10 protein-coding genes and 1 pseudogene are annotated in these 16,540 nt (G+C 73.5%); 9 read left to right on the top strand and 2 right to left on the bottom strand.

The window, feature by feature from the left end:
• Positions 1 to 447 precede the first annotated feature (447 nt).
• The 5 genes from AC5JJ2_RS01875 (at position 448) to AC5JJ2_RS01895 (ending at position 6,343) form a co-directional block, all read left to right on the top strand.
• The gene (locus AC5JJ2_RS01875) at positions 448 to 1,947 is read left to right on the top strand and encodes a hypothetical protein (protein WP_495856265.1); all 1,500 of its coding nucleotides are present in this window, start codon (positions 448 to 450) and stop codon (positions 1,945 to 1,947) included.
• A complete protein-coding gene (locus tag AC5JJ2_RS01880; RefSeq protein ID WP_495856266.1) occupies positions 1,944 to 3,827 on the top strand; it encodes a hypothetical protein in 1,884 nt (627 codons plus the stop codon). The genes AC5JJ2_RS01875 and AC5JJ2_RS01880 overlap by 4 nt, the downstream gene beginning before the upstream one ends.
• Before the next feature lie 21 nt (positions 3,828 to 3,848).
• Positions 3,849 to 5,009, top strand: a complete 1,161-nt coding sequence (locus AC5JJ2_RS01885; protein WP_495856267.1) for a hypothetical protein — start codon at positions 3,849 to 3,851, stop codon at positions 5,007 to 5,009.
• The gene (locus AC5JJ2_RS01890) at positions 5,006 to 5,656 is read left to right on the top strand and encodes a hypothetical protein (protein WP_495856268.1); all 651 of its coding nucleotides are present in this window, start codon (positions 5,006 to 5,008) and stop codon (positions 5,654 to 5,656) included. Before AC5JJ2_RS01885 ends, AC5JJ2_RS01890 begins: the two co-directional genes overlap by 4 nt.
• 141 nt (positions 5,657 to 5,797) lie before the next feature.
• On the top strand, positions 5,798 to 6,343 hold the full coding sequence (locus tag AC5JJ2_RS01895) for an FHA domain-containing protein (RefSeq protein ID WP_495856269.1): 546 nt from the start codon (positions 5,798 to 5,800) through the stop codon (positions 6,341 to 6,343).
• A gap of 105 nt (positions 6,344 to 6,448) precedes the next feature.
• Here the strand turns inward: AC5JJ2_RS01895 and AC5JJ2_RS01900 are convergent, their stop codons facing one another.
• The gene (locus AC5JJ2_RS01900) at positions 6,449 to 7,915 is read right to left on the bottom strand and encodes a DUF1501 domain-containing protein (RefSeq protein ID WP_495856270.1); all 1,467 of its coding nucleotides are present in this window, start codon (positions 7,913 to 7,915) and stop codon (positions 6,449 to 6,451) included.
• Here AC5JJ2_RS01900 and AC5JJ2_RS01905 point away from each other — a divergent pair.
• The 3 genes and pseudogenes from AC5JJ2_RS01905 to AC5JJ2_RS01915 all read left to right on the top strand — a co-directional run.
• Positions 7,914 to 8,237 (top strand): annotated as a pseudogene (locus AC5JJ2_RS01905) (protein kinase domain-containing protein); the annotation flags it as partial. The gene AC5JJ2_RS01900 and the pseudogene AC5JJ2_RS01905 sit on opposite strands and share 2 nt — an antisense overlap.
• 150 nt (positions 8,238 to 8,387) lie before the next feature.
• Positions 8,388 to 9,185 (top strand): SDR family NAD(P)-dependent oxidoreductase, encoded by a 798-nt coding sequence (locus AC5JJ2_RS01910; RefSeq protein ID WP_495856285.1) that lies wholly within the window; start codon positions 8,388 to 8,390, stop codon positions 9,183 to 9,185.
• An 18-nt stretch (positions 9,186 to 9,203) separates the two neighbouring features.
• Positions 9,204 to 9,989, top strand: coding sequence for an SDR family NAD(P)-dependent oxidoreductase (locus tag AC5JJ2_RS01915; RefSeq protein WP_495856271.1), 786 nt, complete (start codon positions 9,204 to 9,206; stop codon positions 9,987 to 9,989).
• A gap of 64 nt (positions 9,990 to 10,053) precedes the next feature.
• Here AC5JJ2_RS01915 and AC5JJ2_RS01920 read toward each other — a convergent pair whose 3' ends face one another.
• Positions 10,054 to 13,884 carry a serine/threonine-protein kinase gene (locus tag AC5JJ2_RS01920; protein ID WP_495856272.1) on the bottom strand — a complete coding sequence of 1,277 codons (3,831 nt, stop codon included), beginning with the start codon at positions 13,882 to 13,884 and terminating at the stop codon, positions 10,054 to 10,056.
• Between the two features lie 238 nt (positions 13,885 to 14,122).
• Here AC5JJ2_RS01920 and AC5JJ2_RS01925 point away from each other — a divergent pair, with 238 nt between their 5' ends.
• A complete protein-coding gene (locus AC5JJ2_RS01925; RefSeq protein WP_495856273.1) occupies positions 14,123 to 16,507 on the top strand; it encodes a DUF1592 domain-containing protein in 2,385 nt (794 codons plus the stop codon).
• Positions 16,508 to 16,540 lie beyond the last annotated feature (33 nt).

The following is a 16,540-nucleotide window of genomic DNA, read 5'->3' on the forward strand; positions in this document are numbered from 1 at the left end:
GCCGTGGCGTCGCGCCGCGACGCCGGCCGGGGCACCCGCCCCCGCGAGTTGCAGACCTGGGAGTCGAACCCAGCCATCGGGCTTATGAGACCCAACCGAGCGCCGGCCCGTCTGCAATCCGTCCCGGCGGCCGGCCGCGGATCGAACGCGGCCCGTCGCCGGACTTGCCAGGAAAGAGGGCGGAAATCGGGAAGAGGTTCGCGGAATCGCGGCGGGAGTTCGTCAGGCGGGAACGGCCGCGGCCGTCGGGCTGAACCGGATCGCCCCGCCGGTCGCCTTCGCCGTGCTGGACAGGTCGATCTTCGCCACCGACCCCGCCGCCCGACGGCGGTGGGGAATCTCTACCCGACCCGGCCGGGCGGGGGCATGACCTCTTTAGGTCATTGTTCCGACGGGCGGCGGCCGGATGATACAGTTACACTGCCCTTCCTCTGCCGAGCGCCTGCCGTGGCCGCGGAACGCCAATCGCCGCTCCAGTACGTCGTGAGCATGGCCTTCGGGTCGGACGACCTGACGCCGTACACGGCCCAGTACACCTGGAACTCGAACCAGATGGCCCACGCCATGATGGGCTTCTGCCTGGCCGTCTGCTGGCTGTTCGTGGTCCTCGCGATCCATCCCGGCCGGGGGCACCCGAAGCCCCCGCCCGGCGGCGTCGTGTCCTGGGTCCGCCGGCGGCTCGTCGGCCTGCCGACCGACTTCTACGTCGTGCTCCTGTTCGCCGCGATCCCGGCGAAGGAGGTGGCGGACCTCCTCCTGGACGCGGCCGGCCACGCCGGGTCGCCGGTGAAGGCGAACACGGCGAGCCTCGTGTTCGACTCGGTGACGGACATCTCCTTCTGGTGGACCGGCATGTTCCTGGCGGCCGCGATCATGGCCTGGTTCACGCGGGAGGAGAAGCGGCTGCGGCGGGTCGTGCCGGTCGTCGGCCTGGCCGCGTGCCTCGCGTTCTGGCTCGGGTACGCCGGGACCGTCTGGCAGAACCAGAAGCAGGCGTTCGACGCGTCCGGGATGCCGTTCAACTACACCCGGCTGGCCGTCCTGTCCGGCCGCGACGAGATCGCGTTCGGGCCGACCTCGGAGGTCGGGTGGGAGCAGTTGGAGGCCGACTTCCGGCAGCAGGTCGTGGCCGCCGAACCCGGCAAGCGGCCGCCGCAGCGGCACTACGTCATCTACGGCGGCACGCCGGAACTCCGCTCGAAGCTCGCCGTCAGCATGGGGTGCGAGTACGCGTTCAAGCTCCGGGCGGACGCGAAGTACGCGAACGACCTCGCCGGCACGCGGGTCCGCTACCTCACGGCCGTCGGCGTCCTGGAACACCCCGCCGTCCTGGAGCGGGCGCAGGTCGATCTGTTGGAGTGCGTCATCATCGACGACCTGGACGTGGCGACGAAGCTGCCGTCCCGCGTCGCGCCGACCAAGAGCCTCCGGTATTACCGGAACGTTGCGCGAAACTCCACGGACCAGAAGGCCGACATCCCCGTGGACGTTTTGCAAGAAGCGGCCGGCGAGCGGCTGCCCCCACGACAGCCGAGCAAGCAATCGCCGAGCAAGGTCGAGGTCTCCCTCGGGGAGCTGGAGAAGGTCATGCCGGCCGGCCCGCCGCCGCCCCCGCCGCCGGCGGCGGACCCCAAAAAAAAGCCGCCGGCCCCGGCGGAGGTTCTCGAGGAGGCGAAGGACGAACTCGAGTCGCGGGTCGAGGTCCTCCGGTCGTTCGGGCGGAAGACCCGGCCGATCAAGCCGCAGCACGACGAGGACGGCATCAGCACCATCTGGGTGCTGGCCGGCCACCCGGGGGCCGCGAACTCGGGCACGTACCGGGCCTGGGTCGAGCGCCGCGACGCCTGGCTCCGCGAAATCCAGCTGCTGTTGAACGTCGGCCCGGACGCGATCCGGCTGATCGAAATCCGCGACCCGCGCCCGCCGAATGGAGTCACCCCGCCATGACCCCGTCCCACCCGGCCGTCCGCATCCTCCGCGCCCTGGCCCTCGTCGTGGCCGCGGCCGCGCTCGTCGTCACCCTCGTCCTCGTCGTCGGCGAGCGGCAGTGGGCGGCCCGGAACGTCCCGAAGGCCGACCCGGAGGACGCGTTCGTGAACGGGAGCATCGGCACGGAGCTGGCCCCGGTCGTCGCGTTCGAGGTACTGCCGGACCTTTTCCCGGAGGAGTTCCGGCCGCTGGAGGCGTACTTCGCCGCGTTCCGCAAGCCCCCGCCGGCCGCCGGCGACTGGGTCGAGCAGTACGGGTTCATCCGGCGGGCCGGCGACCTGCCGGTCGGGTTCGTGAAGTCGTACCACCGGCCGGGGAGCGGGGCCGGGTCGCCGGTCGAGTTCGTCGGCCTGTCGTGCGCCGCGTGCCACGCGGCCGAGATTCAGACGGACCCGGACAAGCCCGGCAAGGTGCTCCCCGGCGTCGGCAACCCGACGATGAACCTGCTCGCCTTCTCCGAGGCGATCCGCAAGGTGCTGGTGAAGCGGGTGACGCCCGACGACCCGGCGTCCGACTACGTCCTGTCGGTCGCCGCCGTCGCCGCCGCGCGGAAGGCGAAAAAATTGGACGAGATGACGACGGCGCAGAGCCTGTTCACCGCCCTCTGGCTGGCGGCCGCGCGGGGCGAGACCACGGCGTACCAGAAGGTGGTGGACGCCCCGTACGACCCGCCGCAGCTGTTCGACCCGCGGTACATGATGGCCGGCCCGGCCCGGACGCAGCCGTTCCGCAGCCTCGTCCGCATCCACCTGGAGCGGCCGGGGTGGTCGGCGAACGACCACAGCATGGACCAGGGGTTCTCGAAGATCCCCGTCGTGTTCCACCAGGACCACAAGTACCACGGCCCGTGGGCGCAGTTCGACGGCAGCGTCCGGGACCTGATCGCCCGCAGCTCGCTGGCCGCCTCGACGGCCGGGGCGAACGTCAACAACCTCGCCCAGCCGGCCATCGCGGCGCACATCAAGGCGGCGGCCGAGTTCACCCGTAACCCGCCGGTCCCGCGGTGGGACGACGTGCTCCCGGCGTTCGCCCGGACGGCGGCGCAGAAGGAGCTGGCCGGCGTCGGGGCCGGCGTCTATCGGCGGGAGTGCTACCACTGCCACGGCGGGCCGCGCGGGGCGAACGAGTGGATGTGGGGCGGCGGCGCGCTCGACCAGACGTGCGGGGCGTGCCACGCCCCGCGGGACGCGGCCGGCGCGTGGGGGCCGGCCACGACGGCCGAGCACCCCGACCTGTTCGGGCACGTCACGCCGATCGCCCGCCTCCGGACCGACCCGGAGCGGATCCAGTTCCGGCACAAGCGGGACATCCCGCGGGTCGTGGCCGACAAGTTCCGGCGGCCGGCCGACGGCGAGCCGCCGTTCGCCGCCGACTTCCGCAAGGACCACCCGCTGGCCACGTTCACGGCCGCCGACCTGCGGGCACCCGACGGGTACTACAACGGGCCGATCAGCGGGGCGTTCCTCCGCGGCCCGTACCTGCACAACGCCAGCGTCCTGACGCTCGCCGAGCTGATCGGCCTCGAGCCCCGGCGGGCGAGGTTCTACCGCGGCCGCAACGCCTACGACCCCGAGCGGGTCGGCTTCCACTCCCCGCCCGTCCCGGCCGGGGTGGACCACAAGAACCCGGTCCCGCACGACAAGCACTACTACTTCCTGTTCGACACGGCCGTCCGCGGGAACTCGAACAAGGGCCACCACTACCCCCCGTGGGGGGCGTGGGCCGCGGACGACAAGCTGACCGACGAGCAGCGGCGGCGGCCGCGGGAGGAGCGGACCCCGACCCCCGCCCAGGTCGCGGAGCTGAAGGCCCTGCTCGAATACCTGAAGGGAATTTGACCCCGCACCGGAGGCCCTCCCATGACCGTGACCCCAGACCCGACGCCGGGGTTGTTCGCCACCCTGGGGCAGATCGCCCGCGGCTTCTTTCGGAATGCGTTCGGCTCGGACGCGACCGTCGCGTACACGGCCGAGTACGCGTGGCTGGCGAACCAGATGTCGCACGCGACGATGGGCTTCTTCGTCGGCGTCGTGTGGGTGCTCAAGGTCCAGGAATGGGGCTGGCCGCCGTGGACGATGGGCCTCATCCTGATCGCCCCGGTGGTCAAGGACGCGGTCGATTACGGGCTGGACACGTGGCGGGGCAGTGCGGCGTTCAAGGTCGATCACCGGGAGCTGATCCTGGACTGGGTGACCGACGACTTCTACTGGGGCCTGGGCATGGTGGCGGCCGTCGTGACCCTCGGGCTGACCGAGCACGTCTGGGCGTGGCGGGCGGCCACGGCCGTCCTCGGCGGGGGGATCGCGCTCTACCTCGCGTTCGGCGTCTGGGTCCCGCGGAAGCGGATGTTCGACTTCTCGCGGATGCCGTTCAACTTCGTCCGGCTCATCAAGTACCCGGACCCCGACGCCGTCCTCACCGCGGATTCGCAGGCGGAGCTGCGGGCGTTCCAGGACGCGGTCGCGGCCCACACGAAGGACACGCGGGACCAGCGGCACTACCTCGTGGTCGGCGGCCGGCCGATCATCCGCAGCGGCATGGCCGTGTCGATGGGGTGCGAGTACGTCGCCCGCCGCAAGGGGGCGTACATGATCTCGGCGGTGAAAATCCTGGAAGACCCGGAGCGGATGCGGAAGCACTGCGAGATGGCCGTGGCGTACAAGGCGGAGGTGTTCTGCCTCATCATCGACGACCTGAACGTCCACCTGCCGATCCCGCCGGAGACGGAGGGGCCGAAGGCGCACGCCCGGATGCAAAGCGTCCCGCCGGAGGCCCCGCCGGCCGCCCAGCAGGAGAAGAAGCTGCTCCACTTCGTCGACGTGTTCGCGTACCTGCGGGAGACGTTCCCGTACGTCTCGACCGTGTGGGTCGCGAGCGCCGACCGGCATGACCCGGCGGACCAGAAGCGGCTGAAGGAGTGGCAGGCGTACATCGAGCGGCTGACCGGGCGGCCGACGACGACCGTCGAGGTGCTCGAAGGCCCGCCCCGCTTGCTCCCGGACGGGAGGGCCGCGGCATGAACCCGCCCGCCTACGAGCGGTACCGGCCGTTCGTCAACGTGTTCGTCCCGTTCGCGCTGCTGCTGACCGCCGGCAACCTGGCGGCCGAGGCCGGGCAGGTGCCGATCCCGTCGCTGCTGGAGACCAACCCGAGCCTGACCAGCCGGCTGGCCGGGAACCTGACGTTCGCCCGGGTCGTGTACTCGGCGTGGCTGGCGCTGGCGTTCGCGCTGCCGGCGCTCGTGCTGTTCCTGCTGTACGACCTGGGGACGGCCCCGCCGGCCGTCTACCGGTACTGGCAACTGTTCTGGGCGTTCGGGTTCGCCGCCTACGCCGCCCACGCGTACCTGGCCGTCGGCGTCTGGTTCGAGTGGGACTTCGCCCAGATCGCCCGCCGCCAGACGCCGGTGGTGGCGGCCGCGAACTACGCCCTGCTCGTCGCCTGGGGCGTCGAGGTCGCCGTCAGCGTCGTCCGCGGCCAGCAGGCCAGCCGGGGGGGCGCGTTCCGCTACCTCCAGTGGTTCACGCACCTGCTGTTCGCCGTCGCGACGTTCGCCGCGGCCGTGTGGTTCTACTCGGTGGTGAAGACGCCGATCAGCTACGGCCTGGGCTGGGTCGTGACGGCGGCGGCGGTGACGGCGGCGGCCGTCCGGCTGATCTGGCGGTAGGGGCCGCGGGCCGGCCGGCACTTGCGGACGCGGGTACGAAGGTCAGTCGTGCCCGGGTTGTCGCGGCTTGATCCGCGGCGGGGATGTGTTACAGTGTGACGGCGTTCACCCTGACATCCCCACCCTCGGCGAGCCGACCGCATGTCGCCCGTCGTGCGACTCGTCCTCACGGCCGCGCCGGGGGCGATCTTCTACCTCAAGGTCGGCCGGTTCACGGTCGGCCGGTCGCCGGCGTGCGACGTGTACCTGCCGGACCCGGCCGTCTCCCGCGTCCACGCCACGCTGCTGGTCGGGGCGGAGGGGACGACGCTGGTGGACGAGGGGAGCCGGAACGGGACGTTCATCGACGACGCGCGGGTGGCCCGGTCGGCCGTCGGGCACGGCGTCCGGATCGACTTCGGCCACGTCCCGTGCGTCCACGAGCGGCTGGCGGCGATCCTGGAGGAGCCGTCGACGTGCAGTTGGGAGACGGCCGGGCGGGCGGGTCCCGAGGCGCTGACCCCGGCCGAGCGGCGGGTCTTCCGGCTGCTCCTGGAGGGGCACGCGGAGAAGCAGATCGCGCACCGCCTCGGGTCGAGCCGGCACACCGTCCACAACCACGTCCGGCGGATTTACCAGTCCCTCGGCGTCCACTCGCGGCCGGAGCTCCTCGCGGCCGCCCTCCGGACGCCCCGGTTCTCCGAGTGACGGCCGCCCCGAAGAACGGACGCCCTCGAACCGACAGGAAGCGTCTTCGGGAGCGGCGAAGGGAACAATCACACGCTGACGCCCCCAGTCGGGGCCGCGGCGGGTTCACGCGAGCAGCTCGGGCCGCACGCGGCCGGGGCCGGCGGCCGGGTAAGGGCGGCCGAGCCGGTCGCGGATTTCGGTTTCCGGGCCGACGCCGAGGACGTGGAACACGGTCGCCACCACGTCCTTCGGCGAAAACGGAACCTCGGTCACGTCCCCGCCGATGCGGTCGGTCCGGCCGACGACCCGGCCGGCCGCGAACCCGGCCCCGGCGAACATCGCCGAGTAGGCCCGCGCCCAGTGGTCGCGGCCGCCGCCGGCCACGTTCTGCACCCGCGGCGTGCGGCCGTGCTCGCTCAGCACCACGACGGCCGTGTCCGCCAGCATACCGCGGGCGGCCAGGTCGTCCAGGAGCGCGGTGAACGCCGCGTCGAACCCCGGCCCGAGTTCGTCCTTCAGCCGCGGCGTCTGGTGGACGTGCGTGTCCCACCCGGTGTTCACCAGCCCGTACTCGTCCCAGCAGACGGTCGCGAACGTGCCGCCGGCCTCCAGCACCCGGCGGGCGGCGAGGCACGACTGGCCGAACAGCGTCATCCCGTACCGCTCGCGGAGCTTCGCCGGCTCCCGCTGCACGTCGAGCGCGTCCCGGAGCTTGCCGGACGCGAGGACGGCCCGCGCCGCCGCCCGCTGCCGGTCGTAAGTTCCCCCCGCGTCGAGCGCCGGCCGGGCCGCTTCCAGCTGGTCGAGCAGCGACGCCCGGCCGTCGAACCGGTCGAGCGTGACCGTGTCGTCCGGGGCGGCCGCCTCGAACCGGTCGGTCGGCCGGATGCCGGCGTAGGGGTCGGCGACCGTCCGCGTCGGCGTCTTCGGGTCGCCGGAGTCGCGGAGGATGTCCCGCGTCCCGGTCGCGCGGAACCCGGCCCACACCGGGTCGTGCGTCGGCCCCAGGAACGCGGCGTACGGGCCGGGCCGGGACGGCCCCCGCTTCGACCCGAACGGGAACGGCAGCCAGTAGTTCCGCGGGACGGCCGGCGGCCGCGGGTCGCCGCGGGCGGCGAGGTGGTCCACGACCGACCCGACGAACGGCCAGTGCCGGGAGTCGCGGACGTTGCCCTCCAGCGGCAGGTCGGTCGCCGGGACGCCGGTGAGCGCGAACGCCGTCCCGTGGATCGGGCTTTGGTGGCCGAGCGACCGCAGCACGGTGACCTTGTCCAGCATCCTGGCGGTCCGCGGCAGCACCTCGCCGACCCGTACGCCGGGGAGTGCGGTCGGGATCGACCCGAGCGCGCCGCGGATTTCGGCCGGGGCGTCCGGCTTCGGGTCGAGCGTGTCGATCTGGCTGGGCGACCCCCAGAGGTAAAGCAGGATACACCGCTTCGCCGACCCGAACCCGCCCAGGCCCGGCGGGGCCGCCGCGGGGGCGCGATTGGCGAGCGTCAGCCCGAGCGGCGCGAGCGCCCCGACGTGCAGGAGGTCCCGGCGGGTCAGCCCGTCGCAGAACCGCTTGCGGGAACCGAGGACGCGGAGCATGTGGGGCCGTGGGGATGGGGGCGCGGGGCCGCGGGTGGTGGGAAGAGTATCGTACTTTACGCCGGGGCCGACGGTCAACCCGGTAACCGCTGCCGGCCCTGTGGGGTGCGTTTCGTGGGCGGTCACGGGCCGCCGCGGAGCCGGTAGCCGAGGAGCCCGCCGCCCGCTCCCGCCCCAACAGGCGGCCGCCCTCGGGGGGCAGTTCGCGGCCGTGGCCTACCCAAGCGAGAACGGCATCGTCCACCGCGACCTGAAGCCGGCGAACGTCCTCTTCACGCCGGCGGGCGAGCCGAAGGTCGCCGACTTTGGGTCCCGGCAAGATACTGATCGTGCGGGTTCTAGCAGGTGGCCGGTGTTAGGGGTAACCTGTCGGGTGGCCGGGGCTGAGGCTTTGCGAAGCCCCGGACGCGCCCCCGGAACTGTCGAATCCGACCACGGCCTTGCGCTGAGAACCTCCACGGAGCCGGACGCGATGGACCTGAACCTCGCCGGGCACACGGCCCTGATTACCGGCGGCGCGAGCGGCATCGGCCGGGCGGCCGCCGAGGCGTTCGCCGCCGAGGGCTGCCACGTCGTGCTGTGGGACCTGTCCGCGGCCGTCGCCGACGCGGCCGCCGAGGTCGCGAAGCTCCACGGCGTTCGGGCCGCCGGCCTCCGCGTGGATGTCACGGACTTCGCGGCCGTGCGGGCGGCGTTCGACGAGTCGCCGACCGTCGAGCACGTCGTCCACTGCGCCGCGGCCGGGTCCGGGAAGTTCGGGTTCCCGTTCACGAACCTCGAACCGGGCGACTGGCGGCAATCGCTGGACATCAACGTCATGGGCATGGTGAACGTCGCGCACGCGGCGGCCCCGGCGATGGTCGCGGCCGGCCGCGGGACGTTCGTGTTCCTCGCGTCCGTCGCCGGGCAGATCGGGTCGCAGACGGACCCGCCGTACAGCGCCGCGAAGGCCGCGAACATCAACTTCGCCCAGTGCATGGCGAAGGACCTGGCCCGGCACAACGTCCGCGTCAACACCGTCTGCCCCGGCATGGTGCAGACGCCGCTGAACCGGTCCGTCTGGCGGGCGTGGCACGACCAGGCCCCGGCCGCCGACCGGTTGAGCTACGAGGAGTGGGCGGACCGGAAGATCAAGGCCGTCGTGCCGCTCGGCCGGTGGCAGTCGCCGGCGGACATCGCGGCGATGATCGCGTTCCTGTCGTCCGACCGGGCCGCGCAGGTGACGGGGCAAACGATCAACGTGGACGGCGGGTTCGTCATGCACTGGTAGCGCAACGGGGGGTTCATCATGGCCGACGTGCGGGAGGGCGTGTTCGCGGCGTTCCGGCTCGACGGGCGGACGGCCCTGATCACCGGCGGCTCGCAGGGGCTGGGCCGCGTGGTCGCGGAGACCTACGCCGCGGCCGGCGCGCGGGTCGTGGTCGTGAGCCGCCGGCTCGACGCGTGCAAGGCCGTGGCGGAGGAGATCGCCGCCGACACCGGGGCGGCGACGTTCGCGTTCGCCGCCGACGTGACGAGGGCGAACGAGGTGGCCGAGCTGCGCGACCGCACGGCCGCCGAGGTCGGCGACATCGACATCGTCGCGAACAGCGCCGGGGTGAACATCCGCGGCCCCGTCGCCGAGCTGACGGCGGCCGACTGGGACACGGTCATCGACGCGAACCTGAAGGCCCCGTTCCTGCTCGCGCAGCAGTTCGGGCCGCCGATGGCGGACCGCGGGTGGGGCCGGGTCATCCACTTCGGCTCGATCCTGTCCGCGATCGGGATCGCGCACCGCACGCCCTACGCGTCGGCGAAGGCCGGGCTGCTCGGCCTGACGCGGACGCTGGCGCTGGAGTGGGCGGCCCGCGGGGTGACGGTGAACGCCCTGTGCCCCGGCCCGTTCGCGACGGAGATGAACCGGCCCCTGCTCGACGACCCGAAGAAGTACGCCGAGTTCGTGGCGAAAATCCCGATGGGCCGCTGGGGCGAGCTGGACGAGATTCGCGGCCCGGCGCTGTTCCTGGCGTCGGCCGCGAGTTCGTTCATGACCGGCCAGACGCTGTACCTCGACGGCGGGTGGACGGCGCAGTGACGCGTCTGAAGTTCGGGGGCGGTTCGACGGGTCGCCGTCCCGCCCCAGGATTCAGCCGGACGAATCACGGCCCGGCGGCCCGGAGTACGGCCAGCGCCGCGTGCATCTCCGGCGTGTCCCGGAGGCCGGCGGTCCGGGCCGTGGCCACGGACAGGAACGCGCGGGCCTCCTCGCCCCGGCCCCAGCCGGCCAGCGCCCGGCCGAGGGACACCGCGGCCCGCAGCTCGAGCGAGAGGGCCTGCTGGGTGCGGGCGGCCGCCACCGCCGCCCGCAGGGCTTCCTCCGCCGGAACCGCCGCCCGGTCCGCCAGCAGCTCCCCGCGGAGCCGATACACCTCCGGCTCGGCCAGCCCCTCCCCGTTCGCGCGGCCGGCTCGCTCGGCCTCGTCGAGCGCGGCCAGGGCGGCGTCCGGCCGGCCGAGCCGGGCGCGGGCGTCCGCCAGCAGCGTCAGGTAGTACGCCACGTAGGTCTCGCTCCCCGTCTCCCGCCACGCGGCCAGCCCCTGCTCGAGGACGGCCTCGCCGTCCGGCCCGCCGGCGGCGGCCGTCGCCCACCCGAGGAGGACCGTCGCCCCGGCCTGCCAGAACGCGAACCGGTGCTCGATCGACACCGCCAGCGCCTCCGCGGCGATCTCCCGGACGGCGGTCGCGTCGCCCCGGAACTGGTGCAGCACGGCCGCGAAGTGCAGGGCCAGGGCCAGCGTACTCGGCTGCGACCCCTCGCGGGCCAGCCGGACCGCGTCCCGGCTGCGGGCCGCCGCCTCCTTCGGCTCGCCGAGCAGCCACTGCGCGACCGCCCCGAACGCCAGGCACGCGACGCCGGGGTCCTGGCCGAACTCGAACGTGAGCGTCCGGTGGCGGGCCGGGTCGTACAGCTTCGCCGCCTCCTCCGCGTGCCGGTGGGTCGCGGCCGGCTCGCCCCGGCAGAGGGCGACCACGGCCCCGGCCTGCCGGGCCTGGAGGACCAGCGCGGGATCGCCGGACTGCTCGGCCAGCGCCAGCAGTTCGCCCGCCAGCAGGTGCGCCCGGCCGAGGTCGGACCGCACCTTGTAGAAGAGCCACAGCCCCCACAGGATCGGGAACAGCGGCCCGTCGGCCGGGGCCTGCTCCCACAGTTCCCGTGCCCGCGTGTACGCCCCTTCCACTTCCGCCGCGGCGAACCCGTCGGTCACTTGAAGTTGAAGCCCGAGCGCCATCTGCAGGCGGAACTCGCGGGCCGCCCTCTCCGGCGCGTCCGGCATCCCGCGGAGCAGCCCGAGGCCGCGGCGGGCCAGCTGCACCGCCTCCCGGTGGGCGAACACGCGGGCCGCGTTCCGGGCGGCCGCGTGGAACAGGTCGGCGGCCCGGCCGAACTCCCGCCCGGCCTCGTACAGCACCGCCACCTCGGCCGCCGCCGACCCCGGCTGCCCGCCGTGCAGGGCGTGCAGCGCGTCCGCCACCGCCCGGCTGAGGGCAGCCCGGCGGGCCGGCGGCAGCCGGGCGAGCAGCGCGTCGTGGTACAGGGCGTGGACGAACTCGTACCGCCGGGACAGCGTGCGGTCCGGGAACTCGTCCTCGCGGACGAGCCGGACCAGCCCGTGGACCTGGTCGAGCCGCTGCAGCCGGTCCTCCGCGTCCGCCGGGTCGTCCCCGAGGGCGCGGGCGACGGCCGCCGAGTCGAACTCCGCCCCCTGCGCGCTCGCCGCCGCCAGCAGCCGGTGGTCGGCCGCGTCGAGTTGGTCGAGCTTCCGGCCGACCAGCCCGCGGACCGACTCCGGCATCTCCGCCACCGCCGCCGGGACTTCTTGAACGAGTGTCCACCGGTCGTCCCGCCGGGCGATCGCGCCGCGGTCCCGGAGGTAGCGGAGCAGGTCGGTCGCGAACAGCGGGTTGCCCCCGGTCCGGGCGTGGACGGCGGCGGCGAACGCCGGCGGGAAGGCGTGGCCGGGGAAGGCCAGGTCCAGATACCGCGCCACGTCCGCCGGGCCGAGCAGGTCCGGCTCGATCTCCCGGCACGCGCCGCGGCCCTGGAGGTCCCGGACGGCGGCCAGGAACGGGTGGTTCGCGTCCAGCAGCTCGTCCCGCCGGTACGTGACGACCACGAGCAGCCGCAGGCCGGGGGCGTGCCGGCCGAGGTACGCCACGAGGTCGGCCGTCGGCACGTCGGCCCAGTGAACGTCGTCGAGGAACAGGACGACCGGCGTTCGCCGGCACAGCTCCTGGAGGAACACGACCAGCTCCCGCTTGAGCCGGGTCTGGGACGCGGCCGGGGACGCGCCGTCCGCCCACGCGGTCGGGCCGAGTTCGGCCGCCCACGTCGGGGCGAGGGTCCGCAGGTAGCGGGCGGCGGCCGGCCCGCTCGGCCCGCGGACGAGGGCGTCGAGGGCTTCCAGCACCGGCAGGTACGCCTCGGCGTCGGCCAATCGCTCGGAGCACCGGCCGCGGGCGACGTGCGGCCCCCCGGCGGCGATGTCGGCCAGGAACTCTTCCACCAGCGTCGTCTTCCCGATCCCCGGCTCGCCGGCCACGCAGACCAGGCTCCCGGTCCCGGCCGCGGCCGCCGCGAACGCCGCCGCGAGCGCCGCCCGTTCCTCCGCCCGCCCGACCGTCGGCCGTGGCGGTGGCGGCGGTGGCGGGGCGGTCGCCGGCAGCCCGGCCGCCAGCCCGGACAGGGCCGCGTCCACCTCGGCGGCGGACGGCCGGTCGGCCGCGTCCTTCGCCATCATCCGGCCGATCAGCGCGTCCAGCGCCGGCGGGACCCGCGGGTCGAGCCGGGCCGCCGGGACCGGGTGGTCTTCCACGATCGCGTTGAGCACGTCGAGCGGGTTGTCGGCCGGGAACGGGTGGCGGCCGGTGACCGCCTCGTACAGCACGACGCCGAGCGAGAACACGTCCGACGCCGGGCCGGGCGGCTGGCTGCGGGCCTGCTCCGGCGACATGTACGGGACCGTCCCGACGATGGCCTGCGAGTCGTTGCGCGCGGCCGTCGAGCCGTCCGGCAGGGCGGACCCCGGCAGCCGCCGGGCGAGGCCGAAGTCGAGCACCTTCAAGTACCCGTCCGGCCGTACCATCAGGTTCTCGGGCTTCACGTCCCGGTGGACGACGCCGGCCGCGTGGGCGACCGCCAGCGCGCGGGCGGCCTGGCCGATCAACCGGGCGACGGTCTCGACCGGCGGCCGCTCGGCGAGGACGCCGCGGAGCGTGTGGCCGTCGATGAACTCCATGACGATGAACGGCCGGCCGTCCTGGTCGCCGAGGTCGTGGACGGTGCAGATGTGCGGGTGGTTGAGGGCCGACGCGGTCCGGGCCTCGCGGTGGAACAGGGCCAGCCGGTCCGGGTCGCGGGCGTACTCGACGGGGAGGAACTTGAGGGCGACGACCCGGCCGAGCCGCTCGTCGCGGGCCTTGTACACGACGCCCATGCCGCCGCCCCCGAGCCGGGCGACGACCGCGTACCCGGCCGCCGTCGGCAGGTCGGCGGCCGCCGCCGGCCGCGGCCGGCCGGGCGGCCCGAGCGTCCGGGTCAGCCGGAGCCGGAGGCGGGCGAGCTGCTCCCGGTACGCGGGGTACGCGGCCGCGACCGCCTCGAACGACAGGGCCGGGTCGTGCCGCCGGGACAGCTCGTACTCGGTGGCGATCAGGTCGGCCGCCGATTCCGGGTCGGCCGCCAGCGCGGGGTAGCGGGTGAGGTAGTCGGCCGCCTTCGCGTGCCGCTCGGTCTTGATCCGGAACTCGAGGTCGATGTGCGCGAGTTCGACGAGCAGGCCGGGGCCGGCCGGCCCGGCCGCGAGGAGGTAGTCGTCCAGGACCGGGGGCCGGCCGTCGGCCCAGTCCTGCTCGAACCGGCGGATCAACCCCTCGTGGTCTTCGTCGGCCGAACTCGCCGACCCGTTCCCGGGCCGGGTCTGGTCTGACATCCCGAAGTCCTGCCGGCGGGCCACGTCCGAACGCCCGGTGCGGCACGTCCGCGGCGGCCGCCCGGGTGGAGAAGCGTTTGCTTTGAGTATATCGGCCCGCGACGCCGGATCATCACCGGCCGACCGCGCCCCGGCCGCCGCCGCCGGATGATCGTGCTATCGGCGCGGGCCGCGGGATGTCATACTGGTGGTTACCCCTGCCCGGCCCGCCGCCCCCCCTGCCTGGGAACTCGGTTCCATGACGGCCCTCCTCTTCGCCCTCACCCCCCTCCTCCTGACGCAGCCCGCCGCCCCGCCGGCCCAAGGGCCTGACATCCCGTTCCGCACGTTCCTGACCACGCACTGTCAGGGGTGCCACGCCGGCGAGAAGCCGAAGGGGGACTTCGGCCTGGAAAAACTGTCCGCCGACTTCGACGACGCGGCGAACCGGGCCCGCTGGCTCGCGGTGCGGAAGCGGTTGGCGGCGGGCGAGATGCCGCCGGAGGGGAAGCCGCGGCCGGCGGAGAAGGACGTTCGGGCGCTCGCCGGGTGGGTGGATGCGAAGGCCGGGGCCGCCCGGCTCGCCAACGGCCGGGCGGTCCTGCGGCGGCTCAACCGCGTCGAGTACCAGAACACCGTCCGCGACCTGCTCGGCATCGACGCGGACTTTCAGGAGCTGCTCCCCGCGGACGCGGCGGCGAACGGGTTCGACACCGGCGGCGAGGGGCTGCACGTCTCCTCGTTCCTCATGGAGAAGTACCTGGAGGCGGCCGACGCCGCACTCGGCCTCGCCGTCGCGAACGGCCCGCGGCCGCCGGCGACCGAGAAGCGGTACAGCCTCAAGGACCAGCACCACGTGAAGACGACGACCGAGAACGTGTACCGCGTTCAAGGCGACGCCGTCACGCTCTTCAGTTCGTCGGCGTGGAACGCGGTCCACGTCTACCAGTTCTACCCGCCGGACCGCGGCCGGTACCGCTTCCGCATCACCGCCGCCGCGGTCCAGAGCGGCGACAAGCCGGTCACGTACTGCGTGGCCGTGACCGGGAAGCAGATGGCGGGGACCCGCGGGCTGATCGGGTACTACGACGCCCCAGCCGGGAAGCCCACCGTCACCGAGTTCGTCGCGTTCATGGAACCGCGGACGACCATCCACATTCTTCCGTACGGGCTGGCGACCGCGCAGGCCGTCCACAAGGTCGGTGCCGACAAGTACGCGGGGCCGGGGCTGGCGGTGCAGTCCGTCGAGATCGAGGGGCCGTTGAACGAGACGTGGCCGCCCGAAAGCCACCGCCGCCTCTTCGGCGACCGCGCGCAGAAACCCGTCCCGGTCTTCAACAACGGCAAGCGGGTCGAGGTGGCCTCCGCCGACCCCGAGGCGGACGCCGAGAAGGTTCTGCGAGACTTCGCCCGCCGGGCCTTCCGCCGCCGCGTGACCGACGCGGACGTGAAGCCGTTCCTCGGGCTCGTGAAGGCAAAGCTCGCCGCCGGCCAGTCGTTCGAGAAGGCCGTGCGGGTCGGCCTCACGGCGATCCTGGTGTCGCCCGACTTCCTGTTCCTCCGGGAGCAGCCCGGCAAGCTCGACGACTTCGCGCTGGCGTCGCGGCTGTCGTACTTTTTGTGGAGCACGATGCCCGACGACGAGCTGCTGGCGGTGGCCGAGGGCGGCACCCTGTCGCACCCGGAAACGCTCCGCGGGCAGGTCGAGCGGATGCTGAAGGACCCGAAGGCAGGGGCGTTCGCCGAGAACTTCGTCGGGCAGTGGCTCGGCCTCCGCGAGATCGACGCCACCGAGCCGAGCCACCTGCTCTACCCGGAATTCGACCACCTGCTGAAGGTGTCGATGATCCGCGAGGCGGAACTGTTCTTCGCGGAGGTGCTGAAGGACGACCTGAGCCTGACGAACTTCGTGGCCTCGGACTTCACGATGCTCAACGCGCGGCTCGCGCGGCATTACGGCCTGCCCGGGCCGGACGGGTTCGCGTTCCGCAAGGTGGCGCTGCCGGAGGGCAGCCACCGCGGCGGGGTGCTGACGATGGCGGGCGTGCTGAAGGTGACCGCCAACGGCACGACCACGTCGCCCGTCACCCGCGGCGTGTGGGTCATGGACCGCATCCTGGGCGCGCCCCCGCCGAAGCCGCCCGCCGACGTGCCGGCCGTCGAGCCGGACATCCGCGGGGCCACGACGATCCGCGAGCAACTGGCCAAGCACCGGCAGGCCGCGGCGTGCGCCGCGTGTCACGCCGCGATCGACCCGCCCGGCTTCGCGCTGGAGAGCTTCGACGTGATCGGCGGGTGGCGCGAGCAGTACCGCACCACCGGGACCGGCGACCGAAAGGACGTGGTCGTGAACGGCCGCCGGATGCCGTACCGCATGGGAGCGAGGATCGATCCGTCGAACGCACTGCCCGACGGGTCGAAGTTCGCGAACATCGACGAGTTCAAGCACCTGCTGCTGAAGGACAAGGACCGGCTCGCCCGCGCGCTGGCCGGGAAGCTGCTCACCTACGCGACCGGTGCCGCGCCGGAGGCGTCGGATGGGGCCGAGATCGAGGCGATCGTGCGGACGCTGCGCGAACGGAAATACGGGTTCCGCACGCTGGTCCACGAGGTCGTGCGGAGCCGGCCGTTTCAAACCAAGTAGCGTTCGGGTCCGCGACGCCCAACACCAACCACG

Source organism: Limnoglobus sp., from assembly GCF_059499385.1.

Coding starts and splice junctions, on each gene's coding strand:
- AC5JJ2_RS01880 (WP_495856266.1), top strand. CDS start 1,944: ATGACCCCGTCCCACCCGGCCGTCCGCATCCTCCGCGCCCTGGCCCTC.
- AC5JJ2_RS01885 (WP_495856267.1), top strand. CDS start 3,849: ATGACCGTGACCCCAGACCCGACGCCGGGGTTGTTCGCCACCCTGGGG.
- AC5JJ2_RS01890 (WP_495856268.1), top strand. CDS start 5,006: ATGAACCCGCCCGCCTACGAGCGGTACCGGCCGTTCGTCAACGTGTTC.
- AC5JJ2_RS01895 (WP_495856269.1), top strand. CDS start 5,798: ATGTCGCCCGTCGTGCGACTCGTCCTCACGGCCGCGCCGGGGGCGATC.
- AC5JJ2_RS01900 (WP_495856270.1), bottom strand. CDS start 7,915: ATGCTCCGCGTCCTCGGTTCCCGCAAGCGGTTCTGCGACGGGCTGACC.
- AC5JJ2_RS01910 (WP_495856285.1), top strand. CDS start 8,388: ATGGACCTGAACCTCGCCGGGCACACGGCCCTGATTACCGGCGGCGCG.
- AC5JJ2_RS01915 (WP_495856271.1), top strand. CDS start 9,204: ATGGCCGACGTGCGGGAGGGCGTGTTCGCGGCGTTCCGGCTCGACGGG.
- AC5JJ2_RS01920 (WP_495856272.1), bottom strand. CDS start 13,884: ATGTCAGACCAGACCCGGCCCGGGAACGGGTCGGCGAGTTCGGCCGAC.
- AC5JJ2_RS01925 (WP_495856273.1), top strand. CDS start 14,123: ATGACGGCCCTCCTCTTCGCCCTCACCCCCCTCCTCCTGACGCAGCCC.